At 61.4% G+C, this 13506-nt stretch carries 12 protein-coding genes; 3 read left to right on the forward strand and 9 right to left on the reverse strand.

All coding sequences use genetic code 11. The features are described 5' to 3' along the window. Positions 1-63: 63 nt before the first annotated feature. Positions 64-672: a PAS and helix-turn-helix domain-containing protein gene (locus NTA49_RS15405; protein ID WP_332844296.1), complete on the forward strand. Its 609-nt coding sequence runs from the start codon at positions 64-66 to the stop codon at positions 670-672. Here the strand turns inward: NTA49_RS15405 and NTA49_RS15410 are convergent. The 6 genes from NTA49_RS15410 to NTA49_RS15435 all read right to left on the reverse strand — a co-directional run bounded on the left by NTA49_RS15410 (position 669) and on the right by NTA49_RS15435 (position 6465). Further along, complete coding sequence (locus tag NTA49_RS15410; RefSeq protein WP_258295699.1) at positions 669-2477, reverse strand: PAS domain-containing sensor histidine kinase; 1809 nt, start codon at positions 2475-2477, stop codon at positions 669-671. The genes NTA49_RS15405 and NTA49_RS15410 overlap by 4 nt on opposite strands. A gap of 649 nt (positions 2478-3126) precedes the next feature. After that, entirely contained in the window at positions 3127-3642 is a 516-nt protein-coding gene (locus NTA49_RS15415; protein ID WP_258295700.1) for an isoprenylcysteine carboxyl methyltransferase family protein, read from the reverse strand. Between the two features lie 81 nt (positions 3643-3723). Then, a complete protein-coding gene (locus NTA49_RS15420) occupies positions 3724-4797 on the reverse strand; it encodes a class I SAM-dependent methyltransferase (RefSeq protein WP_258295701.1) in 1074 nt (357 codons plus the stop codon). 153 nt (positions 4798-4950) lie between these two features. Beyond that, the gene (locus NTA49_RS15425) at positions 4951-5826 is read right to left on the reverse strand and encodes an oxygenase MpaB family protein (protein ID WP_258295702.1); all 876 of its coding nucleotides are present in this window, start codon (positions 5824-5826) and stop codon (positions 4951-4953) included. Continuing rightward, the gene (locus NTA49_RS15430; RefSeq protein WP_258295703.1) at positions 5823-6083 is read right to left on the reverse strand and encodes a DUF1127 domain-containing protein; all 261 of its coding nucleotides are present in this window, start codon (positions 6081-6083) and stop codon (positions 5823-5825) included. Before NTA49_RS15430 ends, NTA49_RS15425 begins: the two co-directional genes overlap by 4 nt. A gap of 19 nt (positions 6084-6102) precedes the next feature. Beyond that, complete coding sequence (locus tag NTA49_RS15435; protein ID WP_258295704.1) at positions 6103-6465, reverse strand: STAS domain-containing protein; 363 nt, start codon at positions 6463-6465, stop codon at positions 6103-6105. Positions 6466-6693: 228 nt separating this feature from the next. Here NTA49_RS15435 and NTA49_RS15440 point away from each other — a divergent pair, with 228 nt between their 5' ends. Both NTA49_RS15440 and NTA49_RS15445 read left to right on the forward strand, forming a co-directional pair. Further along, complete coding sequence (locus tag NTA49_RS15440; RefSeq protein ID WP_261368355.1) at positions 6694-8181, forward strand: alpha/beta hydrolase; 1488 nt, start codon at positions 6694-6696, stop codon at positions 8179-8181. A 163-nt stretch (positions 8182-8344) separates the two neighbouring features. Then, positions 8345-9907, forward strand: coding sequence for an acetolactate synthase large subunit (locus NTA49_RS15445; RefSeq protein ID WP_258295706.1), 1563 nt, complete (start codon positions 8345-8347; stop codon positions 9905-9907). Between the two features lie 71 nt (positions 9908-9978). On the opposite strand, the gene nrdF is transcribed toward NTA49_RS15445, so the two are convergent. Genes nrdF through nrdI form a run of 3 tightly spaced genes read right to left on the reverse strand, consistent with a single transcriptional unit; the run spans position 9979 to position 13506 of the window. Then, entirely contained in the window at positions 9979-10953 is a 975-nt protein-coding gene (gene nrdF, locus NTA49_RS15450) for a class 1b ribonucleoside-diphosphate reductase subunit beta (RefSeq protein WP_258295707.1), read from the reverse strand. Between the two features lie 10 nt (positions 10954-10963). Then, complete coding sequence (nrdE, locus tag NTA49_RS15455; protein WP_258295708.1) at positions 10964-13108, reverse strand: class 1b ribonucleoside-diphosphate reductase subunit alpha; 2145 nt, start codon at positions 13106-13108, stop codon at positions 10964-10966. Then, positions 13090-13506, reverse strand: coding sequence for a class Ib ribonucleoside-diphosphate reductase assembly flavoprotein NrdI (gene nrdI / locus NTA49_RS15460; RefSeq protein ID WP_258295709.1), 417 nt, complete (start codon positions 13504-13506; stop codon positions 13090-13092). Before nrdI ends, nrdE begins: the two co-directional genes overlap by 19 nt.

Consider the following 13506-nt stretch of genomic DNA (forward strand, 5'->3'; position numbering starts at 1 on the left):
CCCGATGCACCGCCGACCTACCTTGCGCCCATGATCACGGCAGAAAGCGGCAGAGGCAATATTGTGGAAATACGTATAGACGAGGCCTACGAGACGGGAGACTTTGCGCAGCTTGCCTATGCCTTTGCGCCCGTGGGCCTTGTGATCACCGAAAACCGGGTGATCCGCGACTGCAACGCAGCCTTTGCCGAGATGTTCGGATATGCCCGCGATGAGCTGCAAAACCAAGTGTTTGCAATGCTTTACCCATCGGACGAAGAGTTCGTGAACATCCGCGACCGGGGCGTGAAACAGCTGCGCGAAACCAACACCTATTGGGACGAGCGGATCATGGCAAAGAAGACCGGAACGCTGTTCTGGTGCCGTGTCAGGGGCCATTCTTTTACCCCCGACAAGCCGCTGATGCGCGCCGTCTGGAGTTTTGCCGATCTGTCCGAAACCCGCCCCTATGTGCCCCTGACGCGGCGTGAACGCGAGATCATTTCCTATCTCTCGGACGGGCTGACCAGCAAGGAAATCGCCAACAAGCTGGAGCTGTCGCACCGCACCGTCGAGGTGTACCGCGCCAAGCTCCTGAAGAAGTTCGGGGTCAGCAATTCCAGCGGCCTGTTCCAGTCGCTGGGCGGCATCGGCAGCAGCCACGTGGTGTCACGCAGCACGGACCAGAGCTAGTCCTGCCGCCAGAGCGGCAGGCGTATCCAGAAGGTCGTCTCGACGTTCGGCTCGGATGTATATCCGATCTCGCCCGACATCCGCTCGACCAGCCCTTTCGAGATGGCAAGGCCAAGACCGCTGCCCTCTCGGTCGCGTGTCAGATGCTCCGACTGTTGCGAGAACGGGCGGAAAATGCGCTCTCCGAACTCCGAGGAAATGCCGCGCCCGTTGTCGCTGACGCAGACGGTGCAGCAGTGTTCGGTGTTCGTGATCCTGACCAGAACCCTGCCACCCGTCGGCGAGAATTTGGCGGCGTTCGACAAAAGGTTGGTGACGACCTGCCGCAGCCTCAGCGCGTCCGCCTTCACGAAAACCTCGTGGTCGGGCAGTTGAAGCGCCAGGCAGACGTCGAATTTCTTGGCGAAAAGTTCGTTGTCGGTGCTGACCTGCCGGACCAGTTCCCGGATATCGACCTTAGCCAGCTCGATCGAGAAATGCCCGGTGGTGAGTTTCTGGAAATCCAGCAGGTCATCGACCACCTCGATCAGCCGGGTGCTGTTTCTTTGCGCCATGCTCAGCAGCTTGCGGGCCTGTTCGGACGCGTTGTCGCCCATGGCGCCGGCCAGCAGCGAAAGCGCGCCGTAGACCGATGCCAGCGGCGTGCGCAACTCGTGGCTGACGGTCGCCACAAAGTCATCCTTAAGCGCGTCCAGCCGTTTGTTTTCGGTGATATCGACCATCTGCACGATCAGCCGCGTCTCTTCGGCTTCGTCGCGGCGGATCAGCGAGATGCGGATCACGATATCGACCGCATCGCCGTCGGGCTTGATATACCGCTGCTCGATCTTGCAGGTGTCGGTCTTGCCCTGGATAAGGTTGTCGACCTCGGCCTTGATCTCGCGCAGCATCTGCGCGTTGAGCAGTTTCCAGAATTTCTGTTGTTCCAGCCTGCCGCGCGGATGCCCCAGCAGCGGATAGCAGGCATCGTTCAACAGCAGGAAAGTCCCATCAAGCGCAAGCACGGCCATGGCCACGGGCGCGTTGGCGATCAGCATTTCCAGCCCCGCCTTGCGTGCCTTTGCCAGTTCCAAAGCCGTCTCCAGCGGTGTGATGTCGATCATCGTGCCCAGCAGACGGACAGCGTTGCCGTCCTCGTCGCGCTCGGTCACGCGCAGGATCGACCGCATCCAGTGCCAGGTGCCATCGCCGACCTTCATGCGGAACTTTGCCTCGGCCTTTTCGGTCCGCCCCTCGATACACTGGGCATCAATCGCTTCGACGGTGGCCAGATCGTCGGGGTGGACCCGCGCGCGCCACTCCTCGTCGGAGTTGCGCCCCTCGATGTTGGAGATGCCCAAGAGGTGATACCACGAATCCGAAGCCACCCCCGCCCCTGTGCGCAGATCGGATTCGAACACGCCGATCTGGCTGCCCTGAAGGGCAAGGTTCCAGCGCTCCTCCTGATCCTTGATCGCCTGCCAGGCGTGCATACGGCTGGTGACCTCGTTCAGTGTCGCGATGTTGAGGGTGGCGCCTGTCTCGTCGGTCAGCTGGCTCAGCTGAACCTCGGCGTGGCGCGGCGGCCCCTTGGGAGAGGGCAGCGCGATCACTTGCGCCAGATCCTCATTATCGGTGGGGGCGATGAGCAGTTTGCCACCCGACACCAAAAGCTGGGGCAGAATGTCCGATATCCGCGCGCCAAGGATCCGGGCGGTGTCCCATGGCAGCATCGCCTCTGCGCTAGCGTTGCAAAACACCACATTGCCCGGCGCGTCGACGACCAGAACGCCAAGCGGCGCGTTTTGTATGATGGACTGGAACATTAAAAAGCCTCTGAACGATGGATCACAAGTGAACGGGAACCTGATGGACACTTCGGGAATCACACTGCGTCGAGGCACAACAGAGGGTTGAGTTGCGAAGAACCATAACATCTAAAGTAGTTTGCGATTCAGCAGTCGGCTATCCCCAAGGTTTTGGCATCGGCCCGTTTTCAACAGGTCCGTTGCTCTTTTGGCACTATGCCGCGCAGGGGGCGCGATGCGATTTCGGGGCTTTGGGTGACTGGCCTTTAAGGCCTGGAAAACACGATGAATTTGGCAGAACCGGCTTGGCGCGATACGCTTGCATAATGCCCAGAGAGGGGCAGTGTTATGGCATCACTACGGTCTTCCAGACAACACGTCAGACGCGGCCAAGATCGTCTTGGTGTCACGCGCCCTGCCCTGACCACGCTGATATTGGAAAACCAAAGGTTGATCACTGTGCAATATGCCACCGAATGGCGCATCCGCGAACAGCCCCAAGACAACAGTTTCGCTCCTGTTCTTCGAAGGCGACCTGAACAGATCGTTCGGAAGCTGGATCGCCAGCAACGGCAGGGTCACGCCCTTCGGCCTTTGACCCCGCGAAACAAAATCGGCCGTGGTCCCTGGGGAGGACCACGGCCTCATGGGCATTCCGACCGCAGCCTCAATACTGCGCGAAGGTATATCCCATGATCCGTTCTTCTTCCCGGATGCGCAGGGCAAGGATCACCAGATACAGCGGCAGTCCGATGGCAAGCGTCACCCAAGCATCCAGCACAAGGGCAAGGCCGATCAACTCGGGAATGATGTTGAGGAAGTAATTCGGGTGCCGGACCCGCCTGAACAGCCAGTTCGTCGCCAGCCTGTGATCAGGCGCGATATACAGCTTTACCGTCCAGAGGCGGCCAAGCGTCGCGATCACCCAGAACAGTGCGCAAACCGACAAGATGTAGACGATAATCCCCAGATCATTGGTCCAACCGGGCTGCGATGTTGACCCGATGCCTTCCGCGATTGCGCAAAGGTAAAAGGCGACATGCGCAAGCGCTATGGCCTTGGACGTCATGGCGCCATGTTCGACCGCGCCGCGCGCGCGCAAAATCCGCTCGTTGCGCATTGATATTGCCAAGGTGGCAAGCCGCACTGACACTGCCAGTGCGATAAAGATTGGTTCCAGCATTCGGGTTCCTTGGGTCTGCGTCCCGGCCCGCCACGGCAAAGCGGGCCGGAGTTTGCACGTGGTTGGATGTTCTGAAAGGCGTCAGGCGGCCTTTGTGATCTGTGCGTAGATGATGTGACGGTTCTGTCCGAAAAACAGCTCGGCCTGCGCCTCGGTGTCCGCCGTGGCGGCATCGACGATGTCACGCATTTGCGCCTGATCGCGGAAGATCAGGGACCAGTTCATGAAGGTTTCCATATAGCCGTCCGGGACCACCTCGGTGCTGAAGTTCCCGAACAGCAGCGTGCCGCCCGGATGGACCGAATCCAGCAGCCGGCGGGTCAAGGCGACCGCGATTTCGAATGGAAGATAGTCGTAAACCCCCGCAGAATAGACCAGATCGAAGCTGCCAAGATCGTATTGCTGCATCATCAGCCCCTTGATGCTGCCTGACACGGGGGCGACGACGGTTCCGGCAAACTCCTTGGCGACCACGGCCAGGTTCGCCTCGTCCTGGTCCAGCGCGACCCAGCGCGACAATTTCTGTTTGGCCAGTGCCGCCGAAAACTCGGCCTCGCGCAAATGACCGCTGGCGACGGTCAGGATCTCGGCACCGGGACGGCGTGTCGCGGCCTTGTCCACATAGCGTGCAAGGATTTCGCGCCGCTCCTGCACTGCGCAGGAACTTTCCGAGATGCTGGTGTGGGCATAGATATCGCGCCCCATCTTGCTGCTTGCGTCCACCTCGGCCTTGGCCGCCGGATGGCGGTACAAGAGGTCAAGTAACACACCGTCGCCGGAATATCCGCGCGGCTTCTCGAAAGACCGGCGGGTGAACGGATCAGCCATCAGCCTTTCGCGGATCGGGTGCGCCTGCGCCATCGGGATCAGCGCTTTCCACACCTCGGGCGTGCATTCCGACCGCAGGTCGTGCAGTTGCAGCACCAGACATTCGACCACATGGCCCGCATCGCGTTCTCCGGTCAGGAAAAAATGCGAGGTGTCGAGGATGTGCGACAGATCCTCGGCCATCTCGCCAAAGGTGCCGGTGGGCGCGTCCGGCAAATTCGCCGAAGCGGCGGTCGGTGCCTGCCCTGCGGTCTTGTGGCGCTCCAGCGCATCCTTGGCTTGCGAGGCGGTTTCGAACACGGTCGCGTTCAGATCATGAGATTTCATGGCTATTTCTCCTTAAACGTAGTAATTTCTTGATGTGTGATCGTCTAGGGCAGACACGTGTGCCCGAGCGTTGTGGCGATCGTTGTAGTTTTGGCAAAGAACCGTTGTTTTGACGGGTTACCGATGTGTAGGCCCTTGGCGCGCCCGGCGGCCTCAGCGAAAGGTGCCCAGGTGTTCGATGGCATAGCCGCCCGGATAGGTTGGTCGCGAAACCTGTGTCAGACGCCGCGGCCTGCGGCGCAGCGGAAGCCGTCTGAGCAGACTTGCGCGCAACCGCAGCCCTGCAGGAACGGCACGGCGCAGCCATGCAGGCGGCCGCGCAAACCCCATGCTTTCGCTCAGGGGGGTGTCCAGAAGGGCGTGCACCACGGGTCGCCCAAGCGGCACAAGAAAGCGCGGCAGGTAAAACCCCAGCAGCAGATCAAGCGTGCTCTGCGCAATCCGACGGTTGGTTTCGGTGAACTGAAAATTCTCCGCTTCGTAATCGAGATTATAGCGGTAGGCGTCATCCAGGCTGTCAGGCAAACTTGCAATGCCCATGCGGCTCCCGAGATTTCGGTAATAAAGGAACCAGCCTTGGGTTTCATGCGGGGTCATCGGGCGGCGCCCAAAGCGGTCCAGCCAGCGGATCGGTTCGCAGATGAACGTGGTCAACACGTAAAGCATGTCCGCATTGGAAATCCGGTAGCGGGCGTGCATCGCGTTCATACGCGCCACGGACCGCTGCCCCCGGTCACTGTCCAGCCCGTGCTCGATGACCTCGGCCAGAATGATCTCGGTGTCGTCATAGCGCTTGCGCGGACGACGCTCAAACTCGCCCGTCTTTGCCAGAAGGCCGGAAATCGACGGCACCGCATAGGTGCGAAACAGAGCAAATTCCAACGCGCGTTCGATATCCCACGAGAATTCATAGGCATAGAGAAGCCGCGCGATCTCTTCGAAATCGACCTCTGGATCGAGGGTGGCAATCCGGTCGGCAACGCGCTCGCGTCGTCCCGGCGTCCACATGGGGGTGCCCGTCGCGGTCATGCGCCCGCCCCCGCACGCGCAGGCCGCGACGCGGTCGCGCGCGGTCTGCGTGCCTTACGCCTGATATCGCTCCGCGACAGGCCGACATCCTCAAGCAGGTAATCCGGCAGGCTTTCCAGCCTTCGCAGGTCGCGCTGGTGGCGCAGATGGGTTGCAATTGCGGTGAACAGACGACGTATCGGGCCTGCACGGCGCGGGGTCCAGCGCGGATTCAGTGGCAGCATCCCCCAAAGGGCTTGGAAAAAGTACTGTGTCATCAGATTCAATATCCTTCGTTCAATGATGTTCAAAAACGGCGTGCGTGTAAAACGGGCCTGCAGTTGCGCCCTGCATCTGGTCAAATCGGAAAAGATGCGCATAGCCGAGACTGTCCAGCAGCGCCGCGACGGCAGGGCTGGCACCTGTCACGTGCAGGACGCCGCCGCGGAACCTGGCCAGTCTGGCTGCAACGACAAAACCACGCACCCCGGCGCGCGTCATGCGCGTGACACCGCACAGGTCCAGGGTCAGCGTCGTGCCTGACCTTTTGAGGCACAGGGCCACAACCTCATCCAGAAGCTGCCCGGCGCTGATGCTGTCCACCACGCCGGAAATGGCAACGTCACCGCTTGCCGGATCGCTCTTTACGAACAACTTCACTTGCCGCTCTCCTTCTCTTTCAGCCTCGGTCGGTCACGGCGACCGACGCGGGGCAATTCGGCGCTTTCCAGACACAGCTGGGCCACGCGAGAACGGGCCGCGCAACGCACGCCGCCCCTCTTGTTGACCCGGTGTTTTACATCCAAAGGTTGTTGCGAGCGTTGTAATGCGAGTGGTAACAGGCCCGAATTAGCGTTTTATTTCATGATTCTTTTGGGGGACCGTCTTATGCATGTGTCTTTGCTTGGCGAATTTCGCGTCGAGAACGGCAGCGCGGAGCTGCCGCTGCCAGCCTCCCGCAAGGCGCGCGCGCTGCTTGCCTTTCTGTTCGCGACGGCCCGCCCGCATCGGCGCGAGCGTCTGTGCGAGATGTTCTGGGACCTGCCCGACGACCCCCGCGCCGCCCTGCGGTGGGCGCTGTCAAAGCTGCGGCAGGTCGTGGACGCGCCCGATCGGCCCCGCATCATCGCGGACCGCGAACGGGTCGCGGTGGATGCCACCGATGTTCAGATCGATCTGTGGCGCATACACGACCACCTGCGGTCCCTGCGCAATGCGTCGATCCCCGAGCTTGAGCAGATGGCCCAGCAGCTTGACCAGGTGCCGCTTGACGGTCTGGACGGGGCAGGCAGCGATGTGTTCGACGCATGGCTGCAAAGCGAACGCGAGGGGGCCGAGACCGCGCGCGTGGCGATCCTGCGCCAGCTGGCCACGCACCCTGACATCGGCACGGTCAACGCAAGGCAATGGCAGCGCAGGTGGCGCGAAGCCGACCCCGAAGGCGCCGAGGCGCACGACCAGGCGACAAGTGCCGAGGGTCCTGCCGATGCGACACAGCTGCGGCCATGGACCCGCGAAACCGAAGCGTTGAAAACCCAGCGCATCGGATTTTGCGAGGTGCGCGACGGAACCAAGATCGCTTATGCGACTGTGGGATCGGGCGCGCCCCTGCTGAAGGCCGCCAACTGGCTGACGCATCTTGAATTCGACTGGCAAAGCCCGATCTGGGGGCGCAGCTTTGCCGAGATCGCAACGGGGCGCAAGTTCATCAGATACGACGAGCGCGGCTGCGGCCTGTCGGACTGGGACGTGAAAGACCTGAGCTTCGACGCCTTTGTCGAAGACCTTGAGACGGTCGCGGACAGGTTGGGCCTTGACCGTTTTCCTCTGCTGGGCATCTCGCAGGGGGCGGCAGTCTCCATCGAATACGCCGTGCGCCACCCCGAGCGTGTCTCTGCCCTGATCCTTGTGGGCGGCTACGCGGCCGGCTGGCGTCACATGGTCGACCCCGAAGAACACGCAAGGCGCGAGGCCGTGATGGCGCTGACCGAAGTGGGCTGGGGCACCGACAATCCCGCCTATTGCCACATCTTTTCCAAGACATTCATGCCCGACGCCAGTGGCGAGACGCTGGACTGGTTCGACGAGCTTCAGCGCCAGACCACATCGCCGCGCAACGCCGCACGTTTTCAGGATGCGTTCGGCCATATCGACGTCAGACACCGTCTGGCAGAGGTGCGCGCGCCGACACTGGTGCTGCATTCGAAATTCGACCAGAGGATTCCCCTTGCCATGGGCCACGCCCTTGCATCCGGCATCCCCGGCGCGCAGTTCGTCCCGCTGGACAGCCGCAATCACGTCCTTGTCGGCGACGAACCCGCCTGGCAGGTCTGCGCCGTCGCCGTGGACGCGTTTCTGGCCGAACTGGGCCTGTGACCCCTGGCCACCGCTTAAGACAAGTGGCCCCTCTGCAAATGCCGTAACGACCCGGCTCTTGTCATTTGAAGCAATCCGCGAAACTTTGCCCCGCAACAGCAGCGGCAAGATTCCCAAGGGGTCTTGCGCGTGCCCTGTTGGACCCGCCAAAGGAGAGCGACACATGACCGACACACCCCAGATGAACGGCGCCGAAAGCCTTGTGCATACCTTGATCGACAGCGGGGTAGAGGTCTGTTTCACCAATCCCGGCACCTCCGAGATGCACTTTGTTGCAGCGCTCGATCATATTGCAGGCATGCGGTGCGTGCTGGCACTGCAAGAGGGTGTCGCGACGGGTGCAGCCGACGGCTATTGGCGGATGGCGCGCAAACCTGCGTCGACCTTGCTGCACCTTGGGCCGGGGCTGGCGAACGGATTGTCCAATCTGCACAACGCCAAGAAAGCCGGTTCCGGCGTGGTCAACATCATCGGCGAACACGCAGCAAGCCATATCGAGCTTGATGCGCCGCTGACGGCCGATATCGAAGGCATCGCACGGCCCATGTCGCATTGGGTGCGCACCTCACCCTCTGCCGAAACTGTCGGCAAGGACGCAGCCGAGGCGGTACAGGCTGCCCAGGTCGCACCGGGGCAGATCGTCTCGCTGATCCTGCCCAGCGACACGGCGTGGAACACCGGCGGTGTGGTCCATCCGCCGCTTCCCGTCCCCTCTGCGCAGCCGTTCGCCGAGGACATGCTGGACGCCGCGGCGCGTGCACTGTCCGGCCCTGACAGCCTGTTGTTACTGGGCGGCGGCGCGCTGACCGAAGCCAATTTGCAGATCGCCGGCCGGATTGCTGCAAAGACCGGATGCAAGCTGCTGTCCGAATGGTCAAACGCGCGGCTTGAACGCGGGGCTGGCCGGGTTTTCATCGGCAAGGTGCCATATCCCATCGACATGGCGCTGGAGACGCTGAAGCCATACAAGCGGATCGTCCTGATCGGCGCGCGGGCACCGATCGGGTTCTTTGCATATCCCGGCAAACCAGCGGTGCTGACCGACCCCGATGCCGACATCCTGACACTTGCTCCGGCAGGAACCAACATCGACGCAGCACTTTCGGCGCTGTGCGAAGCGTCAGGTGCGACGGATACGCCGCCCGCGCATGTGGCAGAGGCCGCCTTGCCCGACCGTCCCGAGGGGCCGATCACCCTGGACAGTCTTGCCGCGCAGATTGCCCGTGCGATCCCTGAAAACGGGATTGTCATGGACGAATCCGTGACGACCGGACGTGCATTTTTTCCCGTGACCAAGGGGGCAGCGCAGCACACATGGCTGAACAACACCGGCGGCTCCATCGGCTACTGTCTGCCCGCCGCCATCGGTGCGGCCATTGCCTGCCCCGATCGCAAGGTGCTGGCGCTGACGGGTGACGGCTCGGCCATGTACACGGTCCAGTCGCTCTGGACGATGGCCCGCGAAAAGCTTGATATCACGATCCTGGTGTTCGCCAACCACAGCTATCAGATCCTGCGGGGCGAACTGACCAATGTGGGCGTCGGCAACCCCGGACCGCGCGCGATTGATATGCTGTCGCTTGACCGCCCGGCGCTGGACTGGGTGCAAATGGCGCGTTCCATGGGGGTGGACGCACAAAGCGCCACCAGCTGCGAAGACTTGGAGGCAGCACTGCAGGACGGCCTTGCACACGACGGACCTTTCCTGATCGAAGTCGCGCTCTGACGGTTGCGCCGCTGCGGAGGCAGCCCTTGGCGTAGCGGCGCAAGACCTGGAGGAGACGGGGCAGATGCCCCTCAGAAATCCCAGTCCTCGTCCTCTGTGGCGACGGCTTTTCCGATGACATAGGACGAGCCCGACCCCGAAAAGAAGTCGTGATTTTCGCTATCGGGCGACAGGGCGGCCAGGATCGCAGGGTTCACTTCGCACGCGGCGGGCGGGAACAGGGCCTCGTACCCTAGATTTTGCAGGGCCTTGTTGGCGTTGTAGTGCAAGAACGCCTTCACGTCCTCGGTCAGACCGATGCCATCATACAGCGCCTCGGAATAATGCGCCTCGATCTCGTAGAGGTCGAACATCAGCGCAAAGGCGAAATCCTTCAGCTCTTGCCGACGCGTCTCGGGCAGCGTTTCGGTGGCCCTCTGGAATTTGTAGCCGATGTAATAGCCGTGGATCGCCTCGTCGCGGATGATCAACCGGATCAGATCGGCGGTGTTGGTCAGCTTGCCCCGGCTGGACCAATACATCGGCAGATAGAAACCGGAATAGAACAGAAACGACTCCAGGAACACGCTTGCGATCTTGCGTTTCAGCGGGTCCGCGCCTGCGGCGTACTCACCCAGGATCTTGGCTGCCTTCGCCTGCAAATGCGGGTTCTCCTCGGACCACCGAAAGGCCTGATCGACCTCCTTGGAGGAACACAACGTCGCAAAGACCGACGAATAGCTGCGCGCATGAACGGCCTCCATAAAGGCGATATTCGTCAACACCGCCTCTTCGTGGGGGGTTTGTACGTCGGGCAGCATGGCGGGCGCACCGATGGTGTTCTGGATCGTGTCGAGAAGCGTAAGCCCGGTGAACACGCGGATCGTCAGCTCGCGCTCTTCGGGGCGCAGCGTGGCCCAGGATTGCACATCATTGGACAGCGGCACCTTTTCGGGCAGCCAAAAATTGACGGTCAGACGGTTCCAGACCTCAAGGTCCTTGTCGTCCTGCAGGCGATTCCAGTTGATCGCGCGGGGAACGGGGCGGGTTTGGGCGATGTCTTTCACGATGATTTCCTTACAGCGAACATGAGACGCAGCCTTGCACCTCGGTGCCTTCCAGGGCGGTCTGGCGCAGGCGGATGTAATAGATGGTCTTGATGCCCTTCTTCCACGCGTAGATCTGCGCGCGGTTGATGTCGCGGGTCGTGGCCTCGGCGGGAAAGAACAGCGTCAGCGACAGACCCTGATCCACGTGTTCCGTCGCCGCCGCGTAGGTGTCGATCAACGCCTCTGGCCCGATGTCATAGGCATCGCGGTAGAAGTCGAGATTGGCGTTGGTCATGAAGGGCGCGGGATAATAGACGCGGCCGATCTTGCCCTCCTTGCGGATCTCGATCTTGGACACGATCGGATGGATGGAGGATGTCGAATTGTTGATATAGCTGATCGACCCGGTGGGCGGCACGGCCTGAAGGTTGCGATTGTAAAGCCCGTCCTTGATCACGGCCTGCCTGAGGGCTGCCCAATCCGCGCGGACGGGCAGGTTGACACCCATGTGCGCGAACAGGTCGCGCACGGTGTCGGTTTCCGGCAGCCAATCACGGGTGGTGTATCTGTCGAAAAAGCTGCCATCGGCATAGTCGGTTTTCTCGAACCCCTTGAAAAACGAACCTTTTTCGCAGGCAATCGCGTGGGATGCGCGCAGGGCGTGAAAGGCCACGGCGGCGAAATAGGCGCGGGTAAAGTCGATGCCCTCGGGGCTGCCGTACATGATCCGCTCGCGGGCGAGAAAGCCATGCAGGTTCATCTGCCCCAGCCCGATGGCGTGGCTTTCGTCATTGCCGCGCCGGATCGAGGGCACGCTGTCGATGGCCGACATTTCCGAGACCGCCGTCAAGGCACGGATCGCGGTTTCAACCGTATTGCCCAGATCGCCTCCGTCCATGGTCGTGGCGATGTTGAGCGAGCCAAGGTTGCAGGAGATGTCGGTGCCAAGATGCGCATAGCTCAGATCGTCGTTGAACTGCGACGCCTCGTTCACCTGCAGGATCTCGGAGCAGAGGTTCGACATGGTGATGCGCCCGTCGATGGGGTTCATCCGGTTCACCGTGTCCTCGAACATGATGTAGGGATAGCCGGATTCGAACTGGATCTCGGCGAGGGTCTGAAAGAAATCACGCGCGTTGATCTTGTGTTTTCGAATGCGTTTGTCACCGACCATCTCGTCGTATTTCTCGGTCACCGAGATTTCCGAGAACGGCACCCCGTACACCTTTTCCACGTCGTGTGGCGAAAACAGGTACATATCCGCGTTGGTCTTGGCCAATTCGAACGTGACATCCGGGATCACCACGCCCAGGCTCAGCGTCTTGATGCGGATTTTCTCGTCTGCATTCTCGCGCTTGGTGTCGAGAAAGCGCAGGATGTCGGGGTGGTGCGCATTCAGATAGACGGCCCCCGCGCCCTGCCGCGCGCCAAGCTGGTTGGCATAGGAAAAGCTGTCCTCAAGCAGTTTCATCACCGGAATGACACCCGATGACTGGTTCTCGATGCCCTTGATCGGCGCGCCGTGCTCGCGCACGTTTGTCAGCATCAACGCCACGCCGCCACCGCGCTTGCTGAGTTGCAGCGCGGAGTTGATGCCGCGCCCGATGCTTTCCATGTTGTCCTCCAGCCGCAGCAGGAAACACGAAATCAACTCGCCGCGGCTTGTCTTGCCCGCGTTCAGGAAGGTGGGGGTGGCAGGTTGGAACCGGCCAGCGATGATCTCTTCCATAAAGGCCATCGCCTGCGCCTCGTCCCCGCGCGCAAGGGCAAGGGCAACCATGACCACGCGATCCTCGAACCGCTCAAGAAATCTCTGACCGTCGCGGGTCTTCAGGGTGTAAGAGGTGTAATATTTGAACGCCCCGAGGAAAGTGGGAAAGCGAAACTTGCGGGCGAATGCAGCCTCCCAGATACGGTGCAGGAAGGCGCGGGGATAATGGTCCAGCACCTCTGCCTCGTAATATCCTTCGTCGACGAGGTAGCCCAGCTTTTTATCCAGTGAATGAAAGAACACCGTGTTCTGGTTGACGTGTTGCAGGAAATACTGCCGCGCCGCCATGCGGTCGGCGTCAAAGCGGATATTGCCCGCCTCGTCGTAGAGGTTCAGCATCGCGTTCAGGGCGTGGTAATCCAGCCCCTTGGTGTCCGTAGTGGTCAGGCCGTGGTCAAGCATACCATCCCCCAGAATGTGTTAAGCCCTGCGCGCACGCGGGCAATGTCGGTTTCGGAACCGGCCAGCTCGAAACGATAGAGCACCGGAATATTGCATTTGCGCGCGATCACATCGCCCGCACGCGCGAAGGTGGCACCGAAGTTTCGATTGCCGCCTGCGATCACGCCGCGGATCAGGCCGCGACGGACGGGATCGTTCAGAAACCGGATCACCTGTTTCGGCACAGCACCGCGCCCCGTGCCATCGGCATAGGTCGGACAGACCAGCACGAAGGGCGCCAGCGGCATCGGCAGGGGGGCATCCATCGCCACGGCAATGCGCTGGGCTGGCCCGCCAAGGGCCTGCACGAAACGCGCGGTATTGCCCGACCGCGAAGAGAAATAGACCAGCCCCGCCAT

It is taken from the genome of Pseudosulfitobacter koreensis, assembly GCF_024733015.1.
Taxonomy (GTDB): Bacteria; Pseudomonadota; Alphaproteobacteria; order Rhodobacterales; family Rhodobacteraceae; genus Pseudosulfitobacter; species Pseudosulfitobacter koreensis.

Coding starts and splice junctions, on each gene's coding strand:
- NTA49_RS15445 (WP_258295706.1), top strand. CDS start 8,345: ATGACCGACACACCCCAGATGAACGGCGCCGAAAGCCTTGTGCATACC.
- nrdE (WP_258295708.1), bottom strand. CDS start 13,108: ATGCTTGACCACGGCCTGACCACTACGGACACCAAGGGGCTGGATTAC.
- NTA49_RS15410 (WP_258295699.1), bottom strand. CDS start 2,477: ATGTTCCAGTCCATCATACAAAACGCGCCGCTTGGCGTTCTGGTCGTC.
- NTA49_RS15415 (WP_258295700.1), bottom strand. CDS start 3,642: ATGCTGGAACCAATCTTTATCGCACTGGCAGTGTCAGTGCGGCTTGCC.
- NTA49_RS15440 (WP_261368355.1), top strand. CDS start 6,694: ATGCATGTGTCTTTGCTTGGCGAATTTCGCGTCGAGAACGGCAGCGCG.
- NTA49_RS15425 (WP_258295702.1), bottom strand. CDS start 5,826: ATGACCGCGACGGGCACCCCCATGTGGACGCCGGGACGACGCGAGCGC.
- nrdI (WP_258295709.1), bottom strand. CDS start 13,506: ATGGCGGGGCTGGTCTATTTCTCTTCGCGGTCGGGCAATACCGCGCGT.
- NTA49_RS15420 (WP_258295701.1), bottom strand. CDS start 4,797: ATGAAATCTCATGATCTGAACGCGACCGTGTTCGAAACCGCCTCGCAA.
- NTA49_RS15430 (WP_258295703.1), bottom strand. CDS start 6,083: ATGACACAGTACTTTTTCCAAGCCCTTTGGGGGATGCTGCCACTGAAT.